This window comes from Paracoccus yibinensis, assembly GCF_030846195.1.
Taxonomy (GTDB): Bacteria; Pseudomonadota; Alphaproteobacteria; order Rhodobacterales; family Rhodobacteraceae; genus Paracoccus; species Paracoccus yibinensis.
In genome coordinates, this window is the sequence record NZ_JAVCWH010000012.1 from 38841 (window position 1) to 62071 (window position 23231).

Sequence of the window (23231 nt, forward strand, 5' to 3'; positions counted from 1 at the left end):
ACGGATCGCTCCAACCTGTCCCAAATGCTGCCGTTCCAGCCGGCTCTGTTGCACAAATCTCGTGAGGGATTCATGTTGTGAATCCAGCGTGGTAGCTGGGTGGCATGAGCAGACCCACACCCCCCGCCTACAAGACCAGGAACTGGCCAGCCTACAATGAAGCGCTGAAGCGCCGCGGCTCGCTTACGATCTGGTTCGATCCCACCATGACTTGGCATGCCGCGCCGACCGGCAAGCGCGGCAGACAGCCCGACTACAGCAATGCCGCAATCCAGACCTGCCTGACGATGAAGGTGTTGTTTGGCATGGCGCTCCGCCAGACGACCGGCTTTGTCGAGAGCCTGCTGCGGCTGATCGGTCTGGACTGGTCGGTGCCCGACTTCAGCACGCTGAGCCGACGCCAGAAGACCCTGAAGGTCAACATCCCCTATCGCGGATCGGAAGGCCCGCTGCATCTGCTGGTCGACAGCACCGGCATCAAGGTCGAGGGCGAAGGCGAGTGGAACGCTCGTAAGCACGGCGGCGCGAAACGGCGCGTCTGGCGCAAGATCCACATCGGAATTGACGAGCAGATGCTGGAGATCCGCGCGGCAGAGTTCACCACCAGCGATGTCGGCGACGCGCCGATGCTGCCCGAACTGCTGGACCAGATCCCGCCCGATCAGGAGATCGCAACTGTCACCGTCGATGGCGCCTTCGACACCCGCAAGTGCCACGAGGCCATCGCCGCCCGAGGCGCTGCGGCAATCATCCCGCCTCGCAAGAACGCCAAGCCTTGGAAGCCTGACACCCCTGGAGCGATCGCACGAAACGAAGCCCTCCGCGCATCACGGCGCTTCGGGCGGACCATCTGGCGACGATGGAGCGGCTATCACCGCCGGAGCCGCGCAGAGACCAAGATGCACTGCGTCAAACTACTTGGCCAGCGGCTGACCGCCCGGGACTTCGACCGTCAGGTCGCAGAGTTCCAGGTCCGTGTCGCCGTGCTGAACGGCTTCACCGCGCTCGGCATACCCATCACGGAAGCCGTGGGATGAGTCTGTCCGGGGAAAGGGAAACCCCGGCAATCAGACGATTTGTGCAACAGAGCCCCAGCTGACAGAAAAACCATTGCCGGAACAACTTCGGACCGCCTCAATCGGTCGGTTTCGGTGTAACGCATTGTAGGAGCCTCCCATGCTGCCGTGATTGCCAGCATTCACAGAAGGCTGCTGGGCAGAAATCCATGAACACGCAAGTGGTTCTTTCCTGAAGCTGGTTAAGGCAAAGCCTGCTCAATGAGCTAGCATCCCAGGAACCGGATCATCAGGATCGCGTTCGAGCGAGCGCTCTGGAGGATGAAGATGATGAAGGTTGCCATTGTCGGCACGGGTCCCACGGGCATCTACTGCCTTCAGCAGCTTCTGGCGACCGGGCGAGATCTGGCGGTCACGCTGTTCGAGAAGGGCGAAAAGGCCGGCATCGGCATGCCCTATTCCCCTGAGCATGCAGGCAAGTTCATGTTGGCCAACATCGCCAGCATCGAGATCCCGCCGGTGGTGGAACCTTACCTTGACTGGCTGCAGGCCCAGCCCGAAGCGCGCCTGGTTTCCTTCGGACTGGAGCCCGAGGATCTCGACGATCGTCAGTTCACTCCCCGGCTTCTTCTGGGCGAGTATTATCGCGCTCAGCTCCTGGCGCTTGTCGAAAGGGCTCGGGAAGGTGGGCATCAGATCGACATCCAGGAAAGCACCGAGGTGCTGGACATCCTGCCGCACCAGGAGGTGCTTCAGGTGAAGACCGCCAAGGGGTGGCACGGTCCCTTTGATCGGGTGATCCTGGCCACGGGACATGATTTCCCGGACGAAGACGAGGCCACCCGCAGCTATTACCCCAGCCCTTGGTCGGGTCTGATCGAAGCCTCCATCCCTGCGGTGCCGGTCGGCATCATGGGCACCTCGCTGAGTTCAATCGACGCCGCCATGGCGGTGGCAAACCAGCATGGACGGTTCCGCCGAAAGGACGACGACCTCTGCTTCGACATCGCGCCTGACACTGGCCTGCACATCACCCTCATGTCACGCTCGGGCATCCTGCCGGAAGCAGACTTCTATTGCCCGATCCCCTACCACCCGCTGGCGGTTCTGACCGACGAGGCCGTGGCACGCTGTGCATCAGGGTCCTGCCCGCTTGACACGGTCTTCGATCTTGTCCGGGCCGAGATCCTCCATGCCGATCCAGCCTTCGCGCTGCGGATCGGCCTGGCGGGCCTGGATGCCGACAGCTTCGCACCCGCCTATTTCGCGGCAAGGGAGGCCGCCGATCCCTTCCGTTGGGCGCGCCGGAACCTCGAGGAGGTAGAGCTGAACAAGGCGGACAAGGTCACTGTTCCCTGGCGTTATGCCCTGCTGCGGATGCATGAGAAGGTCGAGGCCATCGTCTCGGAACTTCCCGAGGCTGATCGCGAGCGGTTCGATGCGGGCCTCAAGAAGGTGTTTGTCGACAACTATGCCGCCGTGCCATCCGAATCCATCCGCAGGCTGCTGGCCCTTCGCGATGCCGGTGTCCTGTCGGTTCTGGCGCTTGGGGAGGATTACGACCTGAAGCGCGAGCCGTCGCGCACCCGGATCAAGACGCAAATGGACGAGCATGTGTTCGAAGTCTTCATCGATGCACGCGGCCAGAAGGCGCTGACCAGCAACGACATGCCTTTTCCGTCTCTCCGCGAGGCCTTGCTGCAAGCTGACCAAGAGGTGCCCGAGGTGGCCGAAGATTACAGCCTGATCGACGTGCCGGGCTATGCCGGGCGGCTGACGCTGGCCTCCATCCCCTACCTGATGCACGACCGGCCCTTCGTGCAGGGGATCACGGCCTGCCATGACATTGCCGCAGCGATTGCGGTGGGTGCGGCAAAAGGCAGACGACGGCGGCTCGCGGCAGCGTAAACGGCACTCGCCGGTTCCCAAGGCCTCGCAGTGCTCCCAAGCGCTGACAGCTGCGGCCCAGGCCAGGCCGCAATCGACATCTCACGCCTGCCGTGCGGCGCATTCCTTCATGAACGCCAGAATATCGGATGCCCGCGGCGGGTGAAGAGGTGCATTGTTGTCGGCCGCCCAATCGAAGAGCGACGTCGTCTTCGAGTTGCCATAGCCCATCGACCATGTCGGAAAGCTGCGGGTTTCCGTCTGCTGCCGGTCCAAGACCTTGACATCACCGTGCCTGTCGTCTGACCTGATCCTGTTGAAGGCTTTCAGGACTTCAGCTTCCGGACCCTCGAGCCACTGGTAATAGATGTCGCTTTCCCGGTGCAGGAAGCCGGTCAAACCCGCTGCCGTATTCTTGAGTCGCGATGTGACCAGAATATCGCGCTCGGCAGCCCCTCCCTTCGGCGTAAGCGCCTCACTTCGATAAAGGATTGCCATGTATTTCATCCGCATGACGTCACCGGCATTTTTGTGCGTGTCAAGTAACATGTGAGTTGCCGGAACTCCTGCCAGTCCGCAGTCCTTTTGCCCGTGAACAAGCAAGGATCAGGCGGAATGGACCGGCACAGCCCTTATGCCCTCGTGGCAGACGATGACACGCTCATCCGCATGGATGCCTGCGAGATCCTGAAGGAGGCGGGCTTTCGCTGCCACGACGCCGCAACGGCAGAGCAGGCCGTCGAGCTTCTCGGCAGTTTCGGTCAGAACATCCAACTGCTCTTCACGGACGTGAGCATGCCGCCGGGCAAGTTGACCGGGTTTGAACTGGCGCGGCACTGTGCGCAGAACTGGCCGCATATCGGCATCCTTGTGGCCTCGGGTGGACCTCCGCCCGGTCCTGGGGACATGCCAGACGGTGCCCTCTTCATCAGCAAGCCCTTTACGCCGGACGTAGTTCGCGAGCACCTGATGAAGATCCTGCCTGAAGGACAGCGGCCGGAGCCCCTTGAGAACGGGGCAGACTAACCCCTGCCCGCTGAAGGAGCCCGCGATGCGGCACATCGATCATGTCGTGGTTGCTGTCCGGGATCTGGACGGGGCCGCCGATCTTTACGCCCGGTTGGGCTTTCAGGTCGGGCCGCGCAACCGCCATCCCTGGGGGACCGAGAACCGGATCATCCAGTTCCGGCAGTCATTCATCGAACTGATCACGGCTCCCGCGGATGCAGATATTCCGCCGCACGCCCCGGGCCACTTCAGCTTCGGCGCCTTCGTGCGCGATTACCTGCAACGGCGCGAGGGAATGGCCATGCTGGTGCTGAGCAGCGCCGATGCCGCAGCCGATGCCGCGCGCTTCGCGCAAGAGGCCATCGGGGACTTCGCCCCTTTCCGGTTCGAGCGGACCGGCAGGCGCCCCGACGGCAGCGCCACGCATGTCGCCTTCAGCCTGGCCTTTGCCGTCGACAGCCAGGCACCCGACCTTGGCTTCTTCACCTGCCAGCAGCATTTCCCCGAGGCTTTCTGGAACGAGGCCTTGCAACGCCATCCGAACGGCGCAACGGCCATCACGGGCGTCACCATCGCCGCGCCGCATCCGCAAGATCACGCTGGCTTTCTTTCGGCCTTCACGGGATCGCCGACGACGGATCCGATGCAGGTATCCCTGGCCGGGGGCGCAATCACCGTGCGCCCGGGCACAGCGCCGACCTTTGTCGGCTTCGACGTCCAGGTGCCGGACCTGGAAGCCGTGGCCCGAAGACTTCGCGCCTCAGGCATTGCGCATGGCGAGTGTGCAGCAGAAATAGCTGTTGAAGCTGATGTTCTTCATGGTGTCAGACTGACTTTTGCCTGCCAGCCAACCTTCGCAAACGTGACCTCGACAAAGGATGCAGTCTGACCCTTTCGCGTAGCGTCGATGTCTCAGCCATCGGATGGTAAATCCGCACCGAAGCCCCTGTCCCCTCACACGCGATCACATCCCATGGCCGAGGCTGAAATGGAAAGCCCGGCGCAGGAACGCCGGGCATCAGAGGAGTGAGAGGGAGATAACTGTGACCGCATCCGCCGGCCACTGGGCTTCGGGGTGATGAACGCGTGGCCGTGGTCGCGGTTCCGCTGCAAAACCGAGCGGCTTTGTCGGCGCGCAGGATTGCCGCAGTGCGGTCAGCCTTCAGGTGCATGAAGTCAACCACCAGGGAGCCGGGCCTTCTGTTCGCCGTGACCTGCGCCAGGAGCATTCATGCAAATACGCCCTGCAGCTCGAACGATAGATAACGCCTTTCCCTCTCTCGAAATACGGAAGCACCCTCCGGGAATGGCACACCGATAACACGTTTTGGTTGTAAATATCTGTTGTCTTGCGCCTACAGGGTTGTTAGCCACCACATCGACCAAGGCAAGAACCGAAGGCCCGCCCTGCCAGGCGGGTCTTTCTTGTTCAAAGAATGGCCCGTGCAACGCGGATCATCTGAAGCAGCTCGTAGTTCCTGTCGTTCAGCCGCACGACCTGTCCGTTCACAACGGCATAGTTCTCATCGTCGCCCCGCTGCGGCAGACGGTAAACGCTGGCCAGTTCATCCTGGGTCAGGGCTGCTGTCGGGGCAATCGGCGCTCCGGCCGGAAGATCGGGCACCTGTGCCATCTGGTTCACCAAGAGCAGCGCGTCGTAATCCTTCTGGTCAAGCAGAACCGGCATTCCGTCTATCAAGGCGTAGCGGTGACCATCTGGTGCGGGATCAAGGTCAAAGAGCGTCGCAATCTGGTCCGATTGCAAAAGCAGAAGCTCAGGGTCGGGATCGACTTGGGCTTCAGACCTGAGCCATTCATCGCGGCGCTCGACCCAGATCCTGTCGTGGTCATCCCCATCATACGACGCCCACTCCTCGTAGGTCACACCTTCCCTGGCCAAGCCGGGCGGAACGCAAGGTGGATCCTTCCTGGCAAGGCCCGGCGGACAGTTGCGGTAGGCAATCAGCTCATCGTCAGGGATATCGGCGACGAGCAGTTGAGGTGTGACCACTGCAAGCGCTGTTGCGGCCAGGAGGCGTTTCATGTCCCGCCCGTCAGGAGTCGGGGTCGACAGGATGCGACCCAGCACCTCTTCGCGCTCTGCCGCGGCAAACCCGCGGCGGCCGTTTCCCTGTCCGTGCGATGCATGCTCGGCAGCCTTGCCGTTCGTCTTGAGCTTCGGCCCACCAGCATGATCGGACTTTCCGGCGCGACCGGCGGGATGATCCCTCCCCTTCCCTGCCCCGGGCTGTTCGTTGCGGCCATGGGCCCTGTCGGAACCGCGGTTGCCGTGGCCGGCATTGCCATGGCTCTTCCCCATCGCCTTGCCGTTACCCTGCCCCTTGCCGTTGTTGTCCCTGGCCAGCCAGAGACGTTCCATGGACGTGGCTTCCAGGGGTGCAATAGCTCCCCAGGTCTGGATCGGGCTGGCAGCCAGATGTGTCGATGTCAGAGCGAGCGCCACGGCGCTGCTGATCAGGAACGTATTCATGTCGGACGCCTTTCGTTCGACAAGATCAACATGGCACTCCGGCAACGCGTTCCCTTCGCCCTGGAGCCAAGGAAAGGGAGCGTGCCAATCCTGTCCTAGTCGGGCGTGGGACGACGCTGACCGACAAGCGGCAGAGCTTATCGGAACGGTCCTGACCGATTTGGGCTATGACCAGCATCGCGCCGAGAGGACCTTGGAGCATCTCGCTAAAGCACCCGGCACTGCCAACGGCCGCAGTGTCGCGACAAGCAGGAACAGGAACTGCACGGGGGATGAAGCGTTCCTGACACCGATCACCGAAAGACCTCCGAATGGAGTGGGGCCGACACATGCACTCACCGCAACGCCCTGTCATCGAGAGGATGGTCTTCGAGCAGGCAAAGAAGGGAAACAGCGTATAATGAAGATCCTCATGGTTCTCACTTCCCATGATCAACTGGGAAACACCGGCAAGAAGACCGGCTTCTGGCTGGAGGAGCTTGCTGCACCCTACTACGTCTTCAAGGATGCAGGTGCCGAGATCGTGCTGGCATCTCCAAAGGGCGGCCTGCCGCCGCTCGACCCCAAGAGCAACGAGCCTGACTCAAGGACAGACGCAACCAACCGCTTCGAGGCCGACGCGGAGGCCCAGGCGAAGCTGGCTTCGACGGAAAAGCTGTCGGCCATCAACCCGCATGACTTCGATGGCATCTTCTATCCGGGCGGCCATGGTCCGCTCTGGGACCTTGCCGAGGATCCTGCCTCGATCTCGCTGATCGAGACGTTCATTGGCGCTGACAAACCCGTTGCCCTGGTCTGCCACGCCCCCGGCGTTCTGCGGCATGTGAAGGGTCAAGATGGCAAGCCGCTTGTCGAAGGCAAGGAGGTCACGGGCTTTACGAACACCGAAGAGGAAGCCGTGGGTCTCACCAGCATCGTTCCCTTCCTTGTGGAGGACGAACTGGTCGCAAAAGGCGGACGCTTCACGCGGGCAGACGACTGGGCCTCCTATGTGGTGCAGGATGGCCTTCTGATCACCGGTCAGAACCCGGGTTCGTCCGAGGAAACGGCGCAGCGGCTTCTGGGCGCCCTGGAGAACTCGCAGAACAGCTGATCAGCAGAGGGCGAAAGGAACTGCCCCTGCCCTTCCGGTGAGGGACTGGGCGTCATGCTGTGAAAATCGTGCGCCGGAGTCCTATTCTGGTTTTTTGTTGCCAGCCTCGACGTTTCTCCTCTTGAGCCGGTTGCGGGTCTCATCGCCCTGTGCCGGCGCTGCATGGCTGAAATGTCCTGGCCAAGCGCGACGAGAAGGCTCGAACCTTTGCTCAGAGCAGGTGCATGCGAGTGGCGCCTTGGCATCATCCTAATTAAGCAACTTTCTGTGCACAAATGCACGGCTGCATAATTGGGCTCTCGCACAACAGCACATCTGCACGATTTCACGGTTGTGAGGGCACAACTGCACGGTTGCACAACTGCAAAACCACACAATTGCACACCTGCAGGAATGCATACATGCACTAATCGCCGAATGCTCTTTTTGCTTCATGCCGCTTCCATAGCTCATTAAGCGCATGCTCAATCAACTCCGAATTGGTCATGTCCAAGCGGGCACGCAGGATCGCCACTCGCTCAAGAATTGGATCTCTCTTATCGAAATAGGCGCCTAGGTGCTTCTGCTCTGCCCTCTTGCCCGTGGCTTTTCCGGCTTTCTCTACTCCAGACTGTTCCGGTTCGTTCGTTTCCAGTTCCGGATCCGTTGCCTTGCCCATCGCCGCTAACAGCGGGTTCGGTTTCTTCATTTCTGCACTCCTGCCATCTTTCCAACCTGCAAATGTGCACACATGCACTTATGCAGGGATGCCACTATGGTTATTTGCCCCTTTGCATTTCAGCACGAACCCATGCCCATAGGTTCGCGACTTCATTAGCCGCCTTACTACTCGCATCCAGCTCTTGCACCGACTGACCAGAAGCGCTGGCGTCTCGATGTGCCTTTCTCCGGTGCAGGACAACAGGGGCAGCTTTAGCACCCATCGCCTCGATCACCTCCCGCGTCTGCGTCACTTCTGCTTGGCCGGTCGGGTTGGCCATGTTGATGACGGCCCAGACCGGGCGATCAAAGCCGCGGCACAAGCGCAGGGTGCGCGGCATCTGCTCTAAGGGCTCGACGTCTGGCGTGGTTGGGATAAGCACCAAATCAGCAATCTCAACGGCGGCTGGTGCCTCCGTTGAGCGAGCAGGGGGAGTGTCTATGATCACCAGGTCAGCTGCGCCCTTGGCTTGCTCCAAGCGCCTAGGCAATTCATTCTCAGTTGAGAACACAACTACCGGCATCTCCGCTTCCCGGCGCTCACCCCATTGGCTCACGCTCTGTTGAGCGTCCATATCAAGGATCAGCACTGAAAGCCCATCACGTGCCGCAGCAACAGCCAGTGATCGCACAAGAGTAGATTTACCTACTCCGCCTTTCTGCATCGCAATCGTGATAATCTGCATCACTGCCCCTTTGCATTTGTGCACATTTGCATATGTGCATTTCTGGTGTATCAGCTATTTGCTTAATTCTTCGATCAGGGTCTCAGGAAGGGCAGGGGGAAACAGATCGCCCTGTTGTCCTTTTTGTGCCTGCCACTGCATTTTTTGCTCTTCAACTGTCTTGAGCCACCATGACACCCTGAGCTTGGTGATCTTGCGACCTTGCTTCTCGATCACGTCGATCCAACACGAGAAGGGAGCAAGCAGGTTCACCTCACCGACAGCAGGTTCAATCGCCTTGCGGCGCAGGGCGGCAAACGAGACCAGCTTGCCTTCAGGCACACCAAGATAGTCACGCAGCTCCTCAGTTTCGAAGTCGTTGTAGTAGACGTGCTTCAAGCCAATCCGCTTTGCGATGATTTCATAAAGAGCCATGCCGTATTTTGTCGCAAAGCCGTGAAGGATCTGCATCTCCAAACGCGCGAATATCTGACTGTCACGTAGGATCGGCAAAAGCTTAGGGTGCAGCTCATAGGTCAGCATTGTGGCGATTCCTGGACCAAATTTTTCGATGTCTGTCGGACCGAGCAGATGGACATTGCGGGTCGATCCGTCAGACATGCGCACGCGAACAACCGTCTGCATCAGGCTCAGAATGGCCTCCGTGACACGATCGTTGGAGGTATGGTTTCCCCGAAGCTCAGAAAAGGGGATGCGGTATTCTTGCCCTTCGGCCGCCATCTCGGGTCCGAACGCATTAGATAGCAGCTGATTGTAGATCCGCCGCGCAGCTAGTGTAATTTTTTCACCGCCACGAACCTCGATTAGTTCCGCCGGCTTGATGACTTCACCACGCCGCTGGAAGGCGTTGAGGGTGCGGCCATTGCTATTGTGACTTTTGGGGCGAGGTGCATCCCGCATGTATTGTAACCCGTAGTGCTTGGAAGGTCACAATAGGAGAAACTCGCTCGATTTGGGAAGAAGAATTCCACCCAACTCCCTGATATTGCGTAACCTCGCCCCAAAAGTCACAATAGCATTGATGACGATGCAGCAACCTCGCCCCAAAAGTCACAATACCTCGCCCCAAAAGTCACAATACCTCGCCCCAGAAGGCACAATACCTCGCCCGATAGGTCACAATACCTCGCCCAATAAGTCATTCTCACCGGGAATATAATATATGTTTCAATAGGTTGCTTTTCATAAAATGGAAGAAACTAAAAAGTATGAAGACTGCCGAACTAGGGGACTCCTTGGGGATCCTCTAATCTTCATCTCAATCTTAAAGTGAACCTTCTCCGGCAAGACAATCAGCAATGCCTGACAGCAGCCCTGCCTTGCTCTATCCTTTTGGTTGGTGACATCTGCGGCGGCTGCTGTAGCCTACTCGTTGGCAGCCAAGAACAGGAGAGAACCCATGCATGTCCTTATCAACATCTTGGCAGCCTCCGCCGTTGCTCTGACCTCGACTGGGGCAGCCCTAGCCGAACCGATCCAAGTCAAGGTGTTCGTGGGCTCCATGTTCGAGATCGGCGAGAACACCGGCGACCGCGCGGGCGAATACCAGCACTGGTATGAGCGCTATTGGCAAGACGCAGAGGCAAGCGAGGTGCCAGGTGCCTTTGCGCCGGTGCATTGCAATGACGATGGCGTCTGCGGCTCGGTTCTGGGAATGGGCAAGGTCAATGCTTCTGCCTCGATGCAGGCCATCCTGCTGAACCCGGACTACGATTTCTCCAACGCCTACTACCTGATCACGGGGGTCGCTGGAACACCACCCTCCAAGGGGACCATTGGTGACGTCGTGTGGGGAAGCTGGTTGATCGACTATGACCTCGGCCACCGCTGGGCGCCTGAAGAGGGCGAGCCGGGCGCGCCGGTCTTCATGCCACGCAAGGGCTACGAGGACTACCGCGTGCATCAACTAAACCCGGACCTTGTGGCCTGGGGCGTTCACCTGTCATCGGATGTCGACCTGAAGGACTCGGAAGAGGCACAGACCTACCGGATGCGTTATCCGGATGAAGCCGCGCAAGCTGCCCCTTCGGTGAAAGTGGGCACGCACATGACAGGCGACACCTTCTTCCACGGCCCGGGGCTTTCGGCCGAGGCGCAATACATGGCCGATCTTTACGGAGCCGATGACTACCTGGTGACCGAGATGGAGGACAACGCCATTGCCCAGGTGATCAAGCGGCTGCACGGCACTGACAGGATCGCAGCCATCCGGGGTTCGGTGAACTTCGACCAAGGCAACCCGGACGAGACGACCCTGCAGCACCTGGACCCTGCGCCGGGCGAGACGGCCGGTGGCTTTGCGGAGACGGTCGAAAACATCGCCCTGGTGGGGGCTCCATTGGTCGATCACATCGTGAGCGAGTGGGAGACATGGAAGGACGGCGTGCCGGAAGCTCCGGCACAAGACTGATCCCACGCCACTCAGGACAGGTGATTGCGGCCTGGACCATCAGGTCGATGCCGCAATTGTCGGCGACGACATTGCCTCTCATCAACGAGCACTCGGCAACGCCTGAATGATTGACATGGATTGTTCAGGGACGGTCAATGGTTCCGCTCTCCAAATGTCGGGGAATGTATCAAACGCGGTAGTGTCAGAGGAGATGCCTATGCCAGTTTGGGTCGAGACGCTGGAGGACCTGCATCGCTACTATGGAACACCAGCCGAGGCTTCGCAGATCAAGGTGACTACACGGCTTACATCCGGCTACCGGGCCCATATTGAACGTGCCCGCTTCTGCATTCTGGCAACTGTCGGACCTGAAGGCACAGATTGCAGTCCGCGGGGCGACGAAGGGCCAGTGGTTCGCATCCAGGATGCTCGCACTCTGCTGCTGCCTGACTGGAAGGGGAACGAGCGGATTGACTCCCTACGGAACATTATCCGTGATGGACGTGTCAGCCTGCTGTTCCTGGTGGCAGGGTCCAACGTGGCCATCCGTGCCAATGGGCAAGCGAAGATCTCTGCCGATCCAGAGCTGTCCAGACTGTTCGAGCGACAAGGCAAGCTTCCTCGAACCGTCATCGTCATCCACCTGAGGGAGGTCTACTCGCAGTGTGCCCGCGCCTTGATCCGCTCCGGCCTGTGGACTGACGGCGACAGTTCTGCCGATCTTCCAAGCATCGGTGACATGCTCAAGGAGATTACCGCCGGCGAGTTTGACGGCGCGCGTTATGACGCCGAATGGCCGGAGCGGGCGAAGCAGACCATGTGGTGACCAAGGTTGCCCTGTCAGCCCTGAGAGTGCCACAAGCCTGCAGGGGAGGAAGACCATGCTGCAGGCAAGGTTGATCAGGGACAGGATATTCAGGCTGTGCGCGATCCTTGGCGGGGTCATCCTTCTTGCTGGTCCAGCTTCGGCCGAAGAGCTGCGGATCATCACATCCTACCAGGAGGAAGTTGTCGAGCCGATGCTGGAAGCGTTCGGTCGCCAACACCCTGAGATCCGTATCCGGGTCCTGAACAAAAATACCAATGCTGCAGTCAGCGAAATGCTTGCCGGCAACGAGCGGCGTTTCGACCTGTTCTGGGCGTCAGCGCCCGAGGCCTTCGTAGTGCTTGATGAAGAACAACGCCTCCTCGACTTGGGCAAAGGACCCTATGCAGATTTTGCCTGGTCTGCGCTTGGATGGTCATGGCGCGTATCTCGGGACCGTCCGGTGCCCCAAGATTGGGATGATCTCCTCGATCCTGCCTTCGCGGGAGAGATCGCCATGTCCCATCCGATGCGGTCTGGCACGATGCATTCGCTGTTGGAGACGATATTGCAGCAGCGAGGGTGGCAGGAAGGCTGGGCGTGGATCCTGGAACTGGCAGGCCAGCTCAACACCATCTCGGCTCGCAGCTTTGGTGTTCTCGAAGGCGTGGAGGAGGGGGAGTTTGGCATTGGCCTGACCATCGACTTCCTGGCGTTGACGCAAGACACTCTGGAGTTCCGCTACGGCACCCCGATCACCCTTATTCCGGCACGGATTGCGGCCCTGCAGGGTGGCATGCAGCCCGAAGCAGCCAGCCTTTTCATCACCTTCGTTCTTTCGGAGGAGGGGCAGCGCCTCCTGCTGCGTCCCGATGTGCATCGCATTCCCGCCCACACCGGAGTTCGAGACGAAGCGGCGCGTCTTCTGGATCCGGCCTGGGCCGCACTGGACTTCACTCAAGCACCCTATGATCCGAAGCTTGCCGCCAAGCGCTACTGGCAGGTCAATCAGCTTTTCGAGGCCTTTGTCGCTCGTGACCTGCTCCTGCGGAGAGATCTGTGGCGTCGGCTCCACCGGCTTGCAGGGTCTCAGCCGACCGAAGCTGACAAGGTCCGCCGACTGCTGACATGGATGCCGTTGACGGAAGACCAGGTGCGCGCGGCCGCTTCTGATCAGACGACTGTCCTGGAGTGGGCCGCCCGATCATACTCCATGCTGAATGAGGCCGATGCGCTGATCCGTGCCCTGGAGCAGCCGTGATGCGTCGAGGCTCGATCCGGTCGCGGCTGGTGATAGCCTTGATCGCAATGGTCGTCGTCGCCACGGGAGTCCTCGCGGTCGGCATGCTCGTGATGCTGAAGGCGGAGCGGAATTTTCGGGCGCTGGCGCAGGATCGTATTCCCGCAGTTGCCCTGGCCGGAGAACTCGCTGAAGCGACCGGGGAACTTGCTGCGTTGGGCATGCAGATGGTGGCTGATCCGTTGGTGGCCGCGGATCGGATGAACCAGGCAATCGAAAACGCCTCTTCGACTGTCGCAGGGGTGCTGGCCTCTCCGGTCTGGTCGGCTGAACCTGGACGGGAGGCGACCCAGGGAAAGCTGGAAGCCGCCACGCACGACCTGCAGCGCGCCCTGAAGGATTTTCTCCGGCTCAGCGCTCAGCTTGACCGGCGAGCACAGACCGAGGCTCGCGCGGGAACAGAGCTGCGATGGGTCCATGCTGATATCCAGGATCAGGTGCAGGGAATCCTGAGCGATCTGTCGTTCAATCTCGATACTCGGTTGGCCGTGCTGATGGCAGGTGCGAGCGTCGGATCGCGGTCTGAGGCGGAGGAAGCACTGTCCCAGGACTGGCTGCTGCGGGACCGCGTGCAGCAACTCGGCTCGGAGGCCGCAACCCTGACGGCACTTCTCCTGCAGGCGCAGTCAGCGACCAGTCTGGACTCGCTGGAACAGACGCAGGCGCTCGGACGCGACACATTGGATCAGTTGAGCCTGGGGCAGTTGAACCTGGCGCCACGGGTGGATGTGGCGCTGCTGATCGAGGCTCTTGAGCGGCTGAAGGAACTTGCCACGGGAGATAATGGCATTTTCACGCAGGTTCGGAAGCGGCTGGAACTGCATCGGGCAGCCGTAACCCGTCTTCAGACAGCGCAGGATGTGTTGGCTCAGATGCAGGCGCTCTTGACCGAGATGGGTCGGGCCGAGCGCGTTTGGGCGCAACGCGGAGCCGATGCCGCGGCAAGTGCGATCTTGCGAGGCTCGCTGTGGCTGGGGGTCGTGACACTGCTGGGCGCAATGATCACTGCAATCATCCTGGCTGTGTTTGTCCACAAGCGCATTCTCGTGCGGATCGAGGCGCTGTCCAGGGATCTCATCCGCATCGCGCGAGGCACATCCGAATTGCCTGAACCTGTATCAGGAAACAGGCCACGGGACGAGATCGACGAGATGGTCGCTGCGGTCGATGTCTTCCGCGCTTCCATCCAGGAACGCCGGCAGGCGGTGGAGCGACTGGAGACGACACAGCGCGAACTCGTGCAGGCGGGGAAGATGGCCGCGCTTGGGCAGATGTCGGCCGCAATCAGCCATGAGATAAACCAGCCCTTGGCGGCAATCGGTCACCGCCTTCATAATCTGCGCGCGGCCCATCCCGAGGCTGAGGGGTCGGTCCAAAGGATTGAAGGTCTTCTGCACCGTATCACGCGCACCATAGGCCACCTGCGCCGCATCGCTCGCCGCTCGGCCCATCAGAATTCCTGTGTTGTCCTGGCGGAGCCGTTGAGCGCCGCTCTGGAATTGCTGGATCACCGTGTGCGGAACGAGAACGTCCGTGTCGAAGGTCCCGACCTTACCGGCGTGATGGTATCGGCCGACGAAATCCTGCTTGAGCAGGTCTTGTTGAATGTCCTGGGGAACGCTCTGGATGCGATCGAGGCGCGAGACAGCGCGTCCGAGCAGGGACTGATCCACATCGATGTCCTAAACTCCGACCCTGTCGAGCTTGTCATTCGGGATAATGGCGTGGGCTTGGGTGGGCAGAGCGGCCAGAGCCTCATCGACCCTTTCGTGACAACGAAAGAGGCGGGCAAGGGCCTTGGCCTCGGGCTTTCCATTGCGTTCAACGTCATGCAGGACATGGATGGAAATCTCGAGATCGAGCAACATGATGGGGGAGGCGCCGAGGTCCGGCTGCGCCTGAACCGCTGGAAGACGGAAGAGTGACATGCCCGAAGTGATGCTGGTCGAGGACGATGCCGACCTTCGGCATGCAACCATCGAGACGCTCGAACTTGACGGTTTCCGCGTTCATGCCTTCGATTCAGCCCGGCCTGCGCTCGAGGCGCTTGCACCAGATTTTCCCGGGGTCATCCTCTCGGATCTGCGGATGCCGGGGCTTTCGGGTCTCGAGTTTCTGGAGCAGGCCCAGGTGCGTGCGCCAGAGGTGCCGTTCATCCTGATCACTGCTCATGGCGATATTCCGGTCGCCATCCAGGCCATGCGGGGCGGTGCCCACGACTTCCTCGAAAAGCCCTGTTCCCCCGAACTGATGTTGAACGTGCTTCGGCGCGCGCAGGCCATGCGGGACATGCATCTGGAGAACAGCCGCCTGCGGCAAACCCGGATTGATGAGCGCATGATCGGACGGTCCACCGTCATGCAGGAGTTGCGGCAGCGCCTGCGTGTCCTCGCAGGGCTTCAACTCGATCTCCTGATCGCGGGCGAAACCGGGACGGGCAAGGAGTTGGCCGCCCGCATCCTGCACGACCTGTCGCCTCGCCCCCAAGGGCCGTTTGTCGCCGTGAACTGCGGCGCACTGACGGAAGCCGACGTCAACCGTGAGCTTTTTGGAACCGGCAAATCCCCGGGTTTGGTTGCGCGCGCAGATGGCGGCACCCTGTATCTGGACGAACTCGAAGCCATGCCGGACAGCCTTCAGGTGCGCCTGCTGCGGGTTGTGGAAACGCGCGAGATCACACCTCTTGGAGCAGCACCGCACCCTGTCGATCTGCGTGTCTTGGCCAGTGTAAAGAACCCGCCCGAGATTCTGATTGAAGAAAGCAGGCTTCGGTCCGATCTTTTTCATCGCTTCAATGCCACTGTGCTTCTGCCACCCCTTCGTGATCGCGAGGATGATGCGCTCCTGCTGGTTTCCCATTTCGTGGCCGAAGCCTCCCGGCGCCACGATTTGCCCAAGCCTCACCTTGATGCCACTGTGCGCCGCCGCATCGCCGGACATGACTGGCCGGGTAACGTCCGTGAAGCCAGGAACTTTGCCGAAGGGCTGGTGATCGGGCTGGAGATGACTTTCGCGCCCTCGGCAGGCGCCATCACAGGGGGCGATCTGGATTACGAGACCGCAATGGGATCTTTTGAAGCCCGCCTGCTGCGGTCCGCCTTGATCCAGACCGGCGGGCGGAAGTCGGAGGCGGCCGAACTTCTGGGCATCCCCCGCAAGCGGTTTTACCTGCGCCTGCGCCACCACGACATGCTGTAACACACGGAATGGGTCAAAACTGACACACGGGACGGGTCAGAGGTGACACATAAAATATAATTAAAACAAATGGTTGATTGGAAATCTTGATTGTTGCAGAGTTCTGGTCGCGTCCGTTGAGATCCGGCTGAATCGACTCGCGGGCGTCTCTGGGAGGAGAAACATGCACAAGATTTTCAAGCTCAGCGCTGTCGCGCTGATGATGACTTCGGCTGCCGCATTCGCGGATACCGTCACCGTGGTGACCTCGTTTTCCAAGGACCTGACGGATCCGTTCAAGGCAGCCTTCGAGGCCGCTCATCCGGATACCACCCTGGAAGTGGTCAACCGCAACACCAATGCCGCCGTCTCCTATCTGCAGGAAACCCGTGGCTCCAATACCACCGACCTGATGTGGGCTTCGGCTCCCGACGCCTTCGAGGTTCTGAAGGAGGACGGGCTGCTCGCGAAGGTCGATGTGCAGTTCGAGGGGATCCCCGATCAGATCGGCGGCTACCCGGTCCATGACGCAGACGGAACCTACTACGGATTTGCCGCCTCGGGCTACGGGATCATGTATAACACCCGCTATGTCGAGGCGAACGAACTGCCTGTTGCCAAGGAATGGGAAGACCTCAAGCGCGCGGAATACAACGGCCACGTCGCCATGTCCTCGCCCTCGCGTTCCGGCACCACCCACCTGACGGTCGAGACTGTCCTGCAGGGCGAAGGCTGGGACAAGGGCTGGGCCACCTGGAAATGGATCTCGGGCAACATGAACACCGTGACCGAGCGCAGCTTCGGTGTGCCGGACGCGGTGAACTCGGGCTCGACCGGCTTCGGGATCGTGATCGACTTCTTCGGTCTGTCCTCCAAGGCCTCGGGCTTTCCGGTCGAGCTGGTCTATCCCAGCGTGACGTCGATCGTTCCGGCCAATGTCGGTATCATCGAAAACGCCCCAAATCCCGAAGGGGCCAAGAAGTTCGTGGAGTTCATCCTGTCCCCGGAAGGGCAGAAGGTTCTGCTCGAGCCGGCGATCATGCGTCTTCCGGTGAACCCCGACGCCTATGCCGACGCTCCCGAGGGCTTCCCCAACCCGTTCTCGGAAGAGTTCGCGCCCGGCGCCATCGAGTTTGACGTGGACAAGTCCGGCGCACGTTACGAACTGGTCAATTCTCTTTTCGACGTCCTGGTAACCTACCGTCTCGATGATCTGCGCGCTGCCGTTTCGGCCGTGCAGAAGGCCGAGGCCGCCCATGCCGACAGCGGCAATCAGGAAGCCGCCGCACTGATCGCCGAGGCGCGCGCCCTGATCGAAGCCATGCCGATCACGGAAGAACAGGCGCTTGATCCCAGCTACGCCGGGGCCTTCACCGTTTCGCGTGCCGATCCGGAAACCGAGGTTGTCGGCCGTCAGGCCGAAATCGAGCAGGAATGGGACCGCTTTGCCGTCGAGAACTATGGCAAGGCAAAGCAGCTGGCCGAGCAGGCAATCGCGCTGAACTGATCGAACCCTTTCAGACCAGTCCCGTGCCGCCTTGGGCGGCGCGGGTATCAGTGATGCCCCGAGGATACCATGTCCGCTTCAACCGACACTGCCGCACGCCGCTTCACGCTGTTTCCCGCCTTGTCGGGTGCCGCTGTCGCGGGCATCGCGATCGCGATCTTCCTGATGGCTTTCCTGGTCCTGCCGGTCGCGCATGTCCTCTATGTGGCCTTCCTGGATGCGCGCACTGGAGCCTTCACGCTTCAGAACTTCCAGGACTTCTTCAACACGACGTTGTTTCGCGAAAGCTTCGTGAACTCGTTCTACGTCTCGGCGATGTCGGTGGTGGTTTCGACGATGATCGCCCTCCCGCTGGCCTACATCACGACCCGCTTCAACTTCGCAGGCACGGCGGCGATCCAGGCGCTCGGGATCATCCCGCTGATTATGCCCCCCTTCGTCGGCGCGGTGGCGATGTCCCTGCTGTTCGGGCGAAACGGTTCGATCAACCTGCTGCTGAACCAGTATTTCGGCATCCGTATTCCCTTCATGGAGGGGTTGAACGGCGTCATCCTGGTCCAGTCGATCCACTATTTCCCGTTCATCCTGATCAACCTGTCCGCTTCCCTGCGCAACATCGACCGGTCGATGGAAGAGGCGGCGCAGAACCTCGGCTCGCATGGCATGCGGATGTTCCGGCGGATCGTCTTTCCGCTGGCAATGCCCGGCTATCTGGCCGGGGCGGCACTGGTCTTCATCAAGGTATTCGATGATCTGGGCACGCCCTTGCTGCTCAACGTCAACAACATGCTGGCGCCCCAAGCCTACCTGCGGATCACCGGGGTCGGCATCAACGATCCGATGGGCTATGTGATCTCGTTCATCCTGGTGGCCTTCTCGGTCTTCTCGCTCTGGGCATCCTTCCTGTTCATGCGGGGCAAGGACTACGCCACCGTGCAGAAGGGCGGCGGCGGACTGTCGCGGCGTGACCTGAAATCGCGCGAGAAGTGGCTGGCCTGGGGCGTGATCCTGCTGATCCTGGCCTTGGTCCTGTCGCCGCATCTGGGCCTGCTTCTTCTGGCCTTCGGCACGATCTGGTCCTTCTCGCCCTTGCCGGACGGTTTCACCATCCAGCACTTCGGGACGATCTTCACCCAGTCGTCGCAATATGTCTGGAACACGCTGGTCTATGCAGGCTCGGCAGCCCTGATCGACGTCGTGCTTGGCAGTGCGATCGCATACATCGTCATCCGCACGGGCCTGCCTGGCCGAAAATGGCTGGACTACATGGCCACGGCGGCCTTGGCCGTGCCGGGGGTGGTGCTTGGGATCGGTTACCTGCGGATGTTCCATGGCATCCAATTGCCCTTCGGCCTGGGCCAGATGTCCAGCTTCTGGGGGATCATCATCATTGCCCTGGCGGTGCGGCGGCTTCCCTACGCGCTGCGTGCCTGCATGGCCGCGCTTCAGCAGGTCTCGATTTCTCTCGAGGAGGCTGCTGAAAGCCTTGGGGCATCTCGGTCCAGCACCATCCGCCGGATCGTGGTTCCCCTGATGACGGGCGGCATTCTGGCGGGCTTCGTCACCAGCTTCGCGACTGCTGCGGTCGAGCTGTCCGCAACGATCATGCTGGTCGGCCGGTCTTCTGACGCGCCGCTGGCCTATGGCATCTACCTTTACATGCAATCCCCGGCAGGACGCGGGCCCGGTGCGGCGCTTGGCATCCTTGCGGTCGTGATCGTGGCGCTTGGCACCTACCTGTCGCAGCGCATCATCGAGCGTGAGCGCGCCCGCCAGACAACTCCCGGCGATCAGCACTGAGTTTCGGAGAAGAACAGATGACACAGACAAAGGCCGGGATCCGGATTGAGAACCTGCACCTGTCGTTTGGTGAAACCAAGGTGCTGGAAGGTATCGACATGGTGATCGAGCCGGGCGAGTTCTTCGCCTTTCTCGGACCATCGGGGTCGGGGAAATCGACACTGTTGCGCGCCATCGCCGGCTTCGGGCCGACCCCGCGAGGCCGGATCCTCATCGGCGACCGCGACGTCGCCAACCTGCCGCCCTGGAAGCGCAATGTCGGCATGGTCTTCCAATCCTATGCCTTGTGGCCGCACATGTCCGTCAGACGGAACGTGGCCTTCGGGCTTGAGGAACGGCGGATGCCTGCCAGCAAGATCGCCCCCAAGGTCGAGGCCGCTCTGGAAACCGTAGGCCTGCTGCACCTGGCCGACAGGATGCCGGGGCAGCTTTCGGGCGGGCAGCAGCAGCGCGTCGCCCTGGCGCGGACGATCGCCATCGAACCGCAGGTGCTGCTCCTGGACGAGCCGCTGTCGAACCTCGACGCTGCACTTCGCGTGCAGATGCGGCGCGAATTGCTTGCCCTGCAGCGCAAGCTGGGCCTGACGACGATTTTCGTGACCCATGACCAGGAAGAGGCCAACACCACTTCGGACCGGATGGCCGTTCTGGACAAGGGCGTGATCCAGCAGATCGGCACCCCGCAGCAACTCTACGACCATCCTGCGAACTCATTCGTTGCGGGCTTCCTGGGCACCGCGAATGTGCTCAGTGGCAGGATGGATGGAACGCATTTCATGACAAAGGCCGGCCAGCGGCTCTCTGTCAGCGCATCGTCGGAAAGGGCGACCCGCATCGTTCTGCGCCCCCAGAACATTCGGCTGTCCGGTTCCGGCGAAGGTGTTCCTGGAACGGTGCGGCACCGCGAGTTTCTGGGCAGCCAGATCCGCTATCTGATCGAGACACCTGACGGCCAGATCATCGTGGATACGCTTCACGCTACGGGTCAGCCACCCTACAGCGAGGGGGCAGCAGTGGTCCTTTCCATCGACAGCCAGAGTGCAGCCTTACTGGAGGATTGAACCATGGCCCAGTTCTGGTTCATCCGCCACTTCCGCACACCTTGGAACACCGAAAGTCGCTTGCAAGGCCAGCGGGATGTTGCCCTTGACGATCCTCTGGGCGCCGATGACCTCGCGGTGCTGGAGGCGAACCGCCGGGCCTTGGCGGGTCAGGATTTTGCGCTTGTGCTGACCTCGCCGCTTGGCCGTGCGCGGCAGACGGCGGCGCTGCACGGCTTTCCTGAAGCGGAACCCGATCCTGATCTCGCGGAACTCGCGTTTGGAACCTGGGAAGGCCGGACCTGGGCCGATCTCGAGGCTGCCCATCCTGGTATGTGGCACAGCGAACCACACCGGCTGACCCTAGGCGAGCCATTTGCCGACTTCAGAGGGCGGATCCTGCGCGTCCAGGAGCGTGTTCTTTCGGCGAACGGTCCGGTGCTGGCCTTCGGCCATGGCGCCTGGCTCTCGGGCCTGAGGCAGGTGCTCGATGGGACAACCGGTTTCCCCGCGAAGAGCGTCGGAAACGGCGAACTGGTCAAGCTTGACCTGACCCGGAATGGTCGGGTCCAGGTCAGCTAGGTGAACATCATTCGAGAGGGGCAGCATTCTGCTGTCCATCAATGCTACTGAACGCTGCAGGAAGACGCAGCATGATCAAGATCGGCCCATGACATTCCAGGTAGAGCTTCCCGGCAAGGCGGCAATCATCAGCGACCTCGACGGGGTGACCTATCGAGGCGATGCTCCCATTCCCACGGCAGTCCGCGCCTTCCGGCACTGGCACGAGCATGGGGTGCCCTATGCCTTCGTGACCAACAACTCGACGAAAACGGCCGAGGAGTTTGCCGACAAGCTGAACAGGATGGACATTCCGGTGATGCCGGACCGGATCGTCACCAGCTCCATGGTCGTGGCCAAGCGCGTTCGAGCTGAAATCCCCGCAGCCTCACGCGTGATGGTGATCGGCGCACCCTCGCTGGTCGGGGCAATCAAAGCCCAAGGGTTTCAGATCGCGGACAGGGACGTCCAGGCAGTCGTTGTGGGCCTCGACCGCGCCTTCACGTTCGAGAAACTGCAGCAGGCACAGTCGGCCCTTCTGACAGGGGCGTCCTTCTTCGGGACCAATGCGGATCGAATGTTGCCGCATGGCGCCGGATACGAGCCGGGGGCCGGATCGATATTGGCTGCCATCGAGACAGCGTCGGGCGTGACTCCCATTGTCACCGGCAAGCCGCAGCCCGACCTGATCCACATGGCGCTGGATATCCTGGGCAGCGATCCTGCGACGACCTTTATGCTGGGCGATCAGGTCGAAACTGACATCTTGGCAGGACAGGCCGCCGGGCTGAAGACGATCCTGGTTCGCACAGGCGTGCCGCCAAGGGAGGTTCCGGGCGTCACGGCAGACATCGTTGTCGAGTCTCTTCTGGAACTGACGTTGTCCCTGGAGAGGACGCTGCTTTAAGTAACGCCGCATCCGCATTGGAAGCAGCTTCTTTTGAACCTCAGGAACTTCGTGCGCCTTGGGGGAGAGTGGGCTCGCACCTTGTCAACGCCTCAAAGAGAACGTATATACGAATGTATCAAGGGAGGCAGGTCCATGATGCACAGCAAAGTCCGCAAGGTGGGAAACTCCGCCGTAATGACACTGACGACCGAGATGCTTGCCCTGCTGGACGTGAAAGAGGGCGACAACCTGTTCGTGCTGCGCGGAGATGATGGCTCTCTTCGCATCACTGCGCATGATCCTGAAGTCATGGCCGCGCTCGAGGCTGCCGAGATCGTCATGGACGAGAACCGAGACCTGCTTGCAGCCTTGGCATGACAGGCCCGATCTGGGTTCCGCTTGCCGCCGTCATCGCCATTCATGATCGCCAGATCGCCCGCCACGGCGGCGCTCCGGGCATGCGCGACCGCAGCCTGCTCGAGGCGGGCTGCGCCCGCCCGCTGAACCAGGCGGCCTATGGCACGCCTACGTTGCCCGAGCTTGCTGCGGCCTATGCCTACGGCATCGCCAAGGCGCACGCCTTTGTCGATGGGAACAAGCGGACCGCCTTTGTCACCGCTCTGACATTCCTGCGCCTCAACGGCTTGGGCTTCCGCCCCGATCCGGTTCAGGGCGTCCGCCTGATGGAGGATCTTGCCTCGAGCGATGTGACCGAGGCCGCCTTTGCCGCGTGGCTGAGCACGGAAATGACGGAGCTTTGAAGGTGGTTACGCCAGAAACAGTAGCGGGTGGCTTTCGTCCTCGCGGAGTTGGCACGGGCAATTGAAACTGCCGGCCCACCGTAGCAAGACAAAATGATAGAAGACAGCTGGCCACAAGG

At 61.0% G+C, this 23231-nt stretch carries 22 protein-coding genes; 17 read left to right on the plus strand and 5 right to left on the minus strand.

Translation table 11 applies throughout. The features are described 5' to 3' along the window. The first annotated feature begins 104 nt into the window (after window positions 1-104). Window positions 105-1037, plus strand: a complete 933-nt coding sequence (locus tag RAH32_RS17420) for an IS5 family transposase (RefSeq protein WP_306609600.1) — start codon at window positions 105-107, stop codon at window positions 1035-1037. A 306-nt stretch (window positions 1038-1343) separates the two neighbouring features. After that, the gene (locus RAH32_RS17425) at window positions 1344-2924 is read left to right on the plus strand and encodes an FAD/NAD(P)-binding protein (protein ID WP_306609602.1); all 1581 of its coding nucleotides are present in this window, start codon (window positions 1344-1346) and stop codon (window positions 2922-2924) included. A gap of 81 nt (window positions 2925-3005) precedes the next feature. On the opposite strand, the gene RAH32_RS17430 is transcribed toward RAH32_RS17425, so the two are convergent. After that, window positions 3006-3452, minus strand: coding sequence for a BLUF domain-containing protein (locus RAH32_RS17430; RefSeq protein ID WP_306609604.1), 447 nt, complete (start codon window positions 3450-3452; stop codon window positions 3006-3008). Between the two features lie 66 nt (window positions 3453-3518). On the opposite strand from RAH32_RS17430, the gene RAH32_RS17435 reads away from it, so the two are divergent. Together RAH32_RS17435 and RAH32_RS17440 are read left to right on the plus strand one after the other, a co-directional pair. Next, on the plus strand, window positions 3519-3929 hold the full coding sequence (locus RAH32_RS17435) for a response regulator (RefSeq protein ID WP_306609606.1): 411 nt from the start codon (window positions 3519-3521) through the stop codon (window positions 3927-3929). Between the two features lie 25 nt (window positions 3930-3954). Then, window positions 3955-4800 carry a VOC family protein gene (locus tag RAH32_RS17440; protein ID WP_306609608.1) on the plus strand — a complete coding sequence of 282 codons (846 nt, stop codon included), beginning with the start codon at window positions 3955-3957 and terminating at the stop codon, window positions 4798-4800. A 540-nt stretch (window positions 4801-5340) separates the two neighbouring features. Here RAH32_RS17440 and RAH32_RS17445 read toward each other — a convergent pair. Continuing rightward, a complete protein-coding gene (locus RAH32_RS17445) occupies window positions 5341-6402 on the minus strand; it encodes a hypothetical protein (protein ID WP_306609609.1) in 1062 nt (353 codons plus the stop codon). Between the two features lie 400 nt (window positions 6403-6802). Here RAH32_RS17445 and RAH32_RS17450 point away from each other — a divergent pair, with 400 nt between their 5' ends. Then, window positions 6803-7495 carry a type 1 glutamine amidotransferase domain-containing protein gene (locus RAH32_RS17450; RefSeq protein ID WP_306609658.1) on the plus strand — a complete coding sequence of 231 codons (693 nt, stop codon included), beginning with the start codon at window positions 6803-6805 and terminating at the stop codon, window positions 7493-7495. Window positions 7496-7901: 406 nt separating this feature from the next. On the opposite strand, the gene RAH32_RS17455 is transcribed toward RAH32_RS17450, so the two are convergent. The 3 genes from RAH32_RS17455 to RAH32_RS17465 all read right to left on the minus strand — a co-directional run bounded on the left by RAH32_RS17455 (window position 7902) and on the right by RAH32_RS17465 (window position 9780). After that, window positions 7902-8183 (minus strand): hypothetical protein, encoded by a 282-nt coding sequence (locus RAH32_RS17455; protein WP_103174616.1) that lies wholly within the window; start codon window positions 8181-8183, stop codon window positions 7902-7904. 70 nt (window positions 8184-8253) lie between these two features. Further along, window positions 8254-8880, minus strand: coding sequence for a ParA family protein (locus RAH32_RS17460; RefSeq protein WP_103174615.1), 627 nt, complete (start codon window positions 8878-8880; stop codon window positions 8254-8256). A 54-nt stretch (window positions 8881-8934) separates the two neighbouring features. Beyond that, window positions 8935-9780, minus strand: a complete 846-nt coding sequence (locus tag RAH32_RS17465) for a replication initiation protein (RefSeq protein WP_306609612.1) — start codon at window positions 9778-9780, stop codon at window positions 8935-8937. A 499-nt stretch (window positions 9781-10279) separates the two neighbouring features. Here RAH32_RS17465 and RAH32_RS17470 point away from each other — a divergent pair, with 499 nt between their 5' ends. From RAH32_RS17470 to RAH32_RS17525, 12 genes are all read left to right on the plus strand, one after another. Continuing rightward, window positions 10280-11290 (plus strand): purine-nucleoside phosphorylase, encoded by a 1011-nt coding sequence (locus RAH32_RS17470; protein WP_306609614.1) that lies wholly within the window; start codon window positions 10280-10282, stop codon window positions 11288-11290. 199 nt (window positions 11291-11489) lie between these two features. After that, window positions 11490-12098 (plus strand): pyridoxamine 5'-phosphate oxidase family protein, encoded by a 609-nt coding sequence (locus RAH32_RS17475; RefSeq protein ID WP_306609616.1) that lies wholly within the window; start codon window positions 11490-11492, stop codon window positions 12096-12098. Window positions 12099-12153: 55 nt separating this feature from the next. After that, window positions 12154-13338 carry an ABC transporter substrate-binding protein gene (locus RAH32_RS17480; RefSeq protein ID WP_306609618.1) on the plus strand — a complete coding sequence of 395 codons (1185 nt, stop codon included), beginning with the start codon at window positions 12154-12156 and terminating at the stop codon, window positions 13336-13338. Between the two features lie 47 nt (window positions 13339-13385). Beyond that, a complete protein-coding gene (locus RAH32_RS17485) occupies window positions 13386-15302 on the plus strand; it encodes an ATP-binding protein (RefSeq protein ID WP_306609660.1) in 1917 nt (638 codons plus the stop codon). Window positions 15303-15315: 13 nt separating this feature from the next. Then, the gene (locus RAH32_RS17490; protein WP_306609620.1) at window positions 15316-16575 is read left to right on the plus strand and encodes a sigma-54-dependent transcriptional regulator; all 1260 of its coding nucleotides are present in this window, start codon (window positions 15316-15318) and stop codon (window positions 16573-16575) included. A 163-nt stretch (window positions 16576-16738) separates the two neighbouring features. Continuing rightward, window positions 16739-18061, plus strand: coding sequence for an ABC transporter substrate-binding protein (locus RAH32_RS17495; RefSeq protein WP_306609622.1), 1323 nt, complete (start codon window positions 16739-16741; stop codon window positions 18059-18061). 69 nt (window positions 18062-18130) lie between these two features. Then, entirely contained in the window at window positions 18131-19861 is a 1731-nt protein-coding gene (locus tag RAH32_RS17500; protein ID WP_306609624.1) for an ABC transporter permease, read from the plus strand. A gap of 17 nt (window positions 19862-19878) precedes the next feature. After that, window positions 19879-20922 (plus strand): ABC transporter ATP-binding protein, encoded by a 1044-nt coding sequence (locus RAH32_RS17505; protein ID WP_306609626.1) that lies wholly within the window; start codon window positions 19879-19881, stop codon window positions 20920-20922. 3 nt (window positions 20923-20925) lie between these two features. After that, on the plus strand, window positions 20926-21483 hold the full coding sequence (locus tag RAH32_RS17510; protein WP_306609627.1) for a histidine phosphatase family protein: 558 nt from the start codon (window positions 20926-20928) through the stop codon (window positions 21481-21483). 88 nt (window positions 21484-21571) lie between these two features. Continuing rightward, window positions 21572-22369 (plus strand): HAD-IIA family hydrolase, encoded by a 798-nt coding sequence (locus RAH32_RS17515; protein WP_306609629.1) that lies wholly within the window; start codon window positions 21572-21574, stop codon window positions 22367-22369. Between the two features lie 135 nt (window positions 22370-22504). Beyond that, window positions 22505-22729: an AbrB/MazE/SpoVT family DNA-binding domain-containing protein gene (locus RAH32_RS17520; protein ID WP_306609631.1), complete on the plus strand. Its 225-nt coding sequence runs from the start codon at window positions 22505-22507 to the stop codon at window positions 22727-22729. Then, the gene (locus tag RAH32_RS17525; protein WP_306609633.1) at window positions 22726-23112 is read left to right on the plus strand and encodes a type II toxin-antitoxin system death-on-curing family toxin; all 387 of its coding nucleotides are present in this window, start codon (window positions 22726-22728) and stop codon (window positions 23110-23112) included. The genes RAH32_RS17520 and RAH32_RS17525 overlap by 4 nt, the downstream gene beginning before the upstream one ends. Window positions 23113-23231 lie beyond the last annotated feature (119 nt).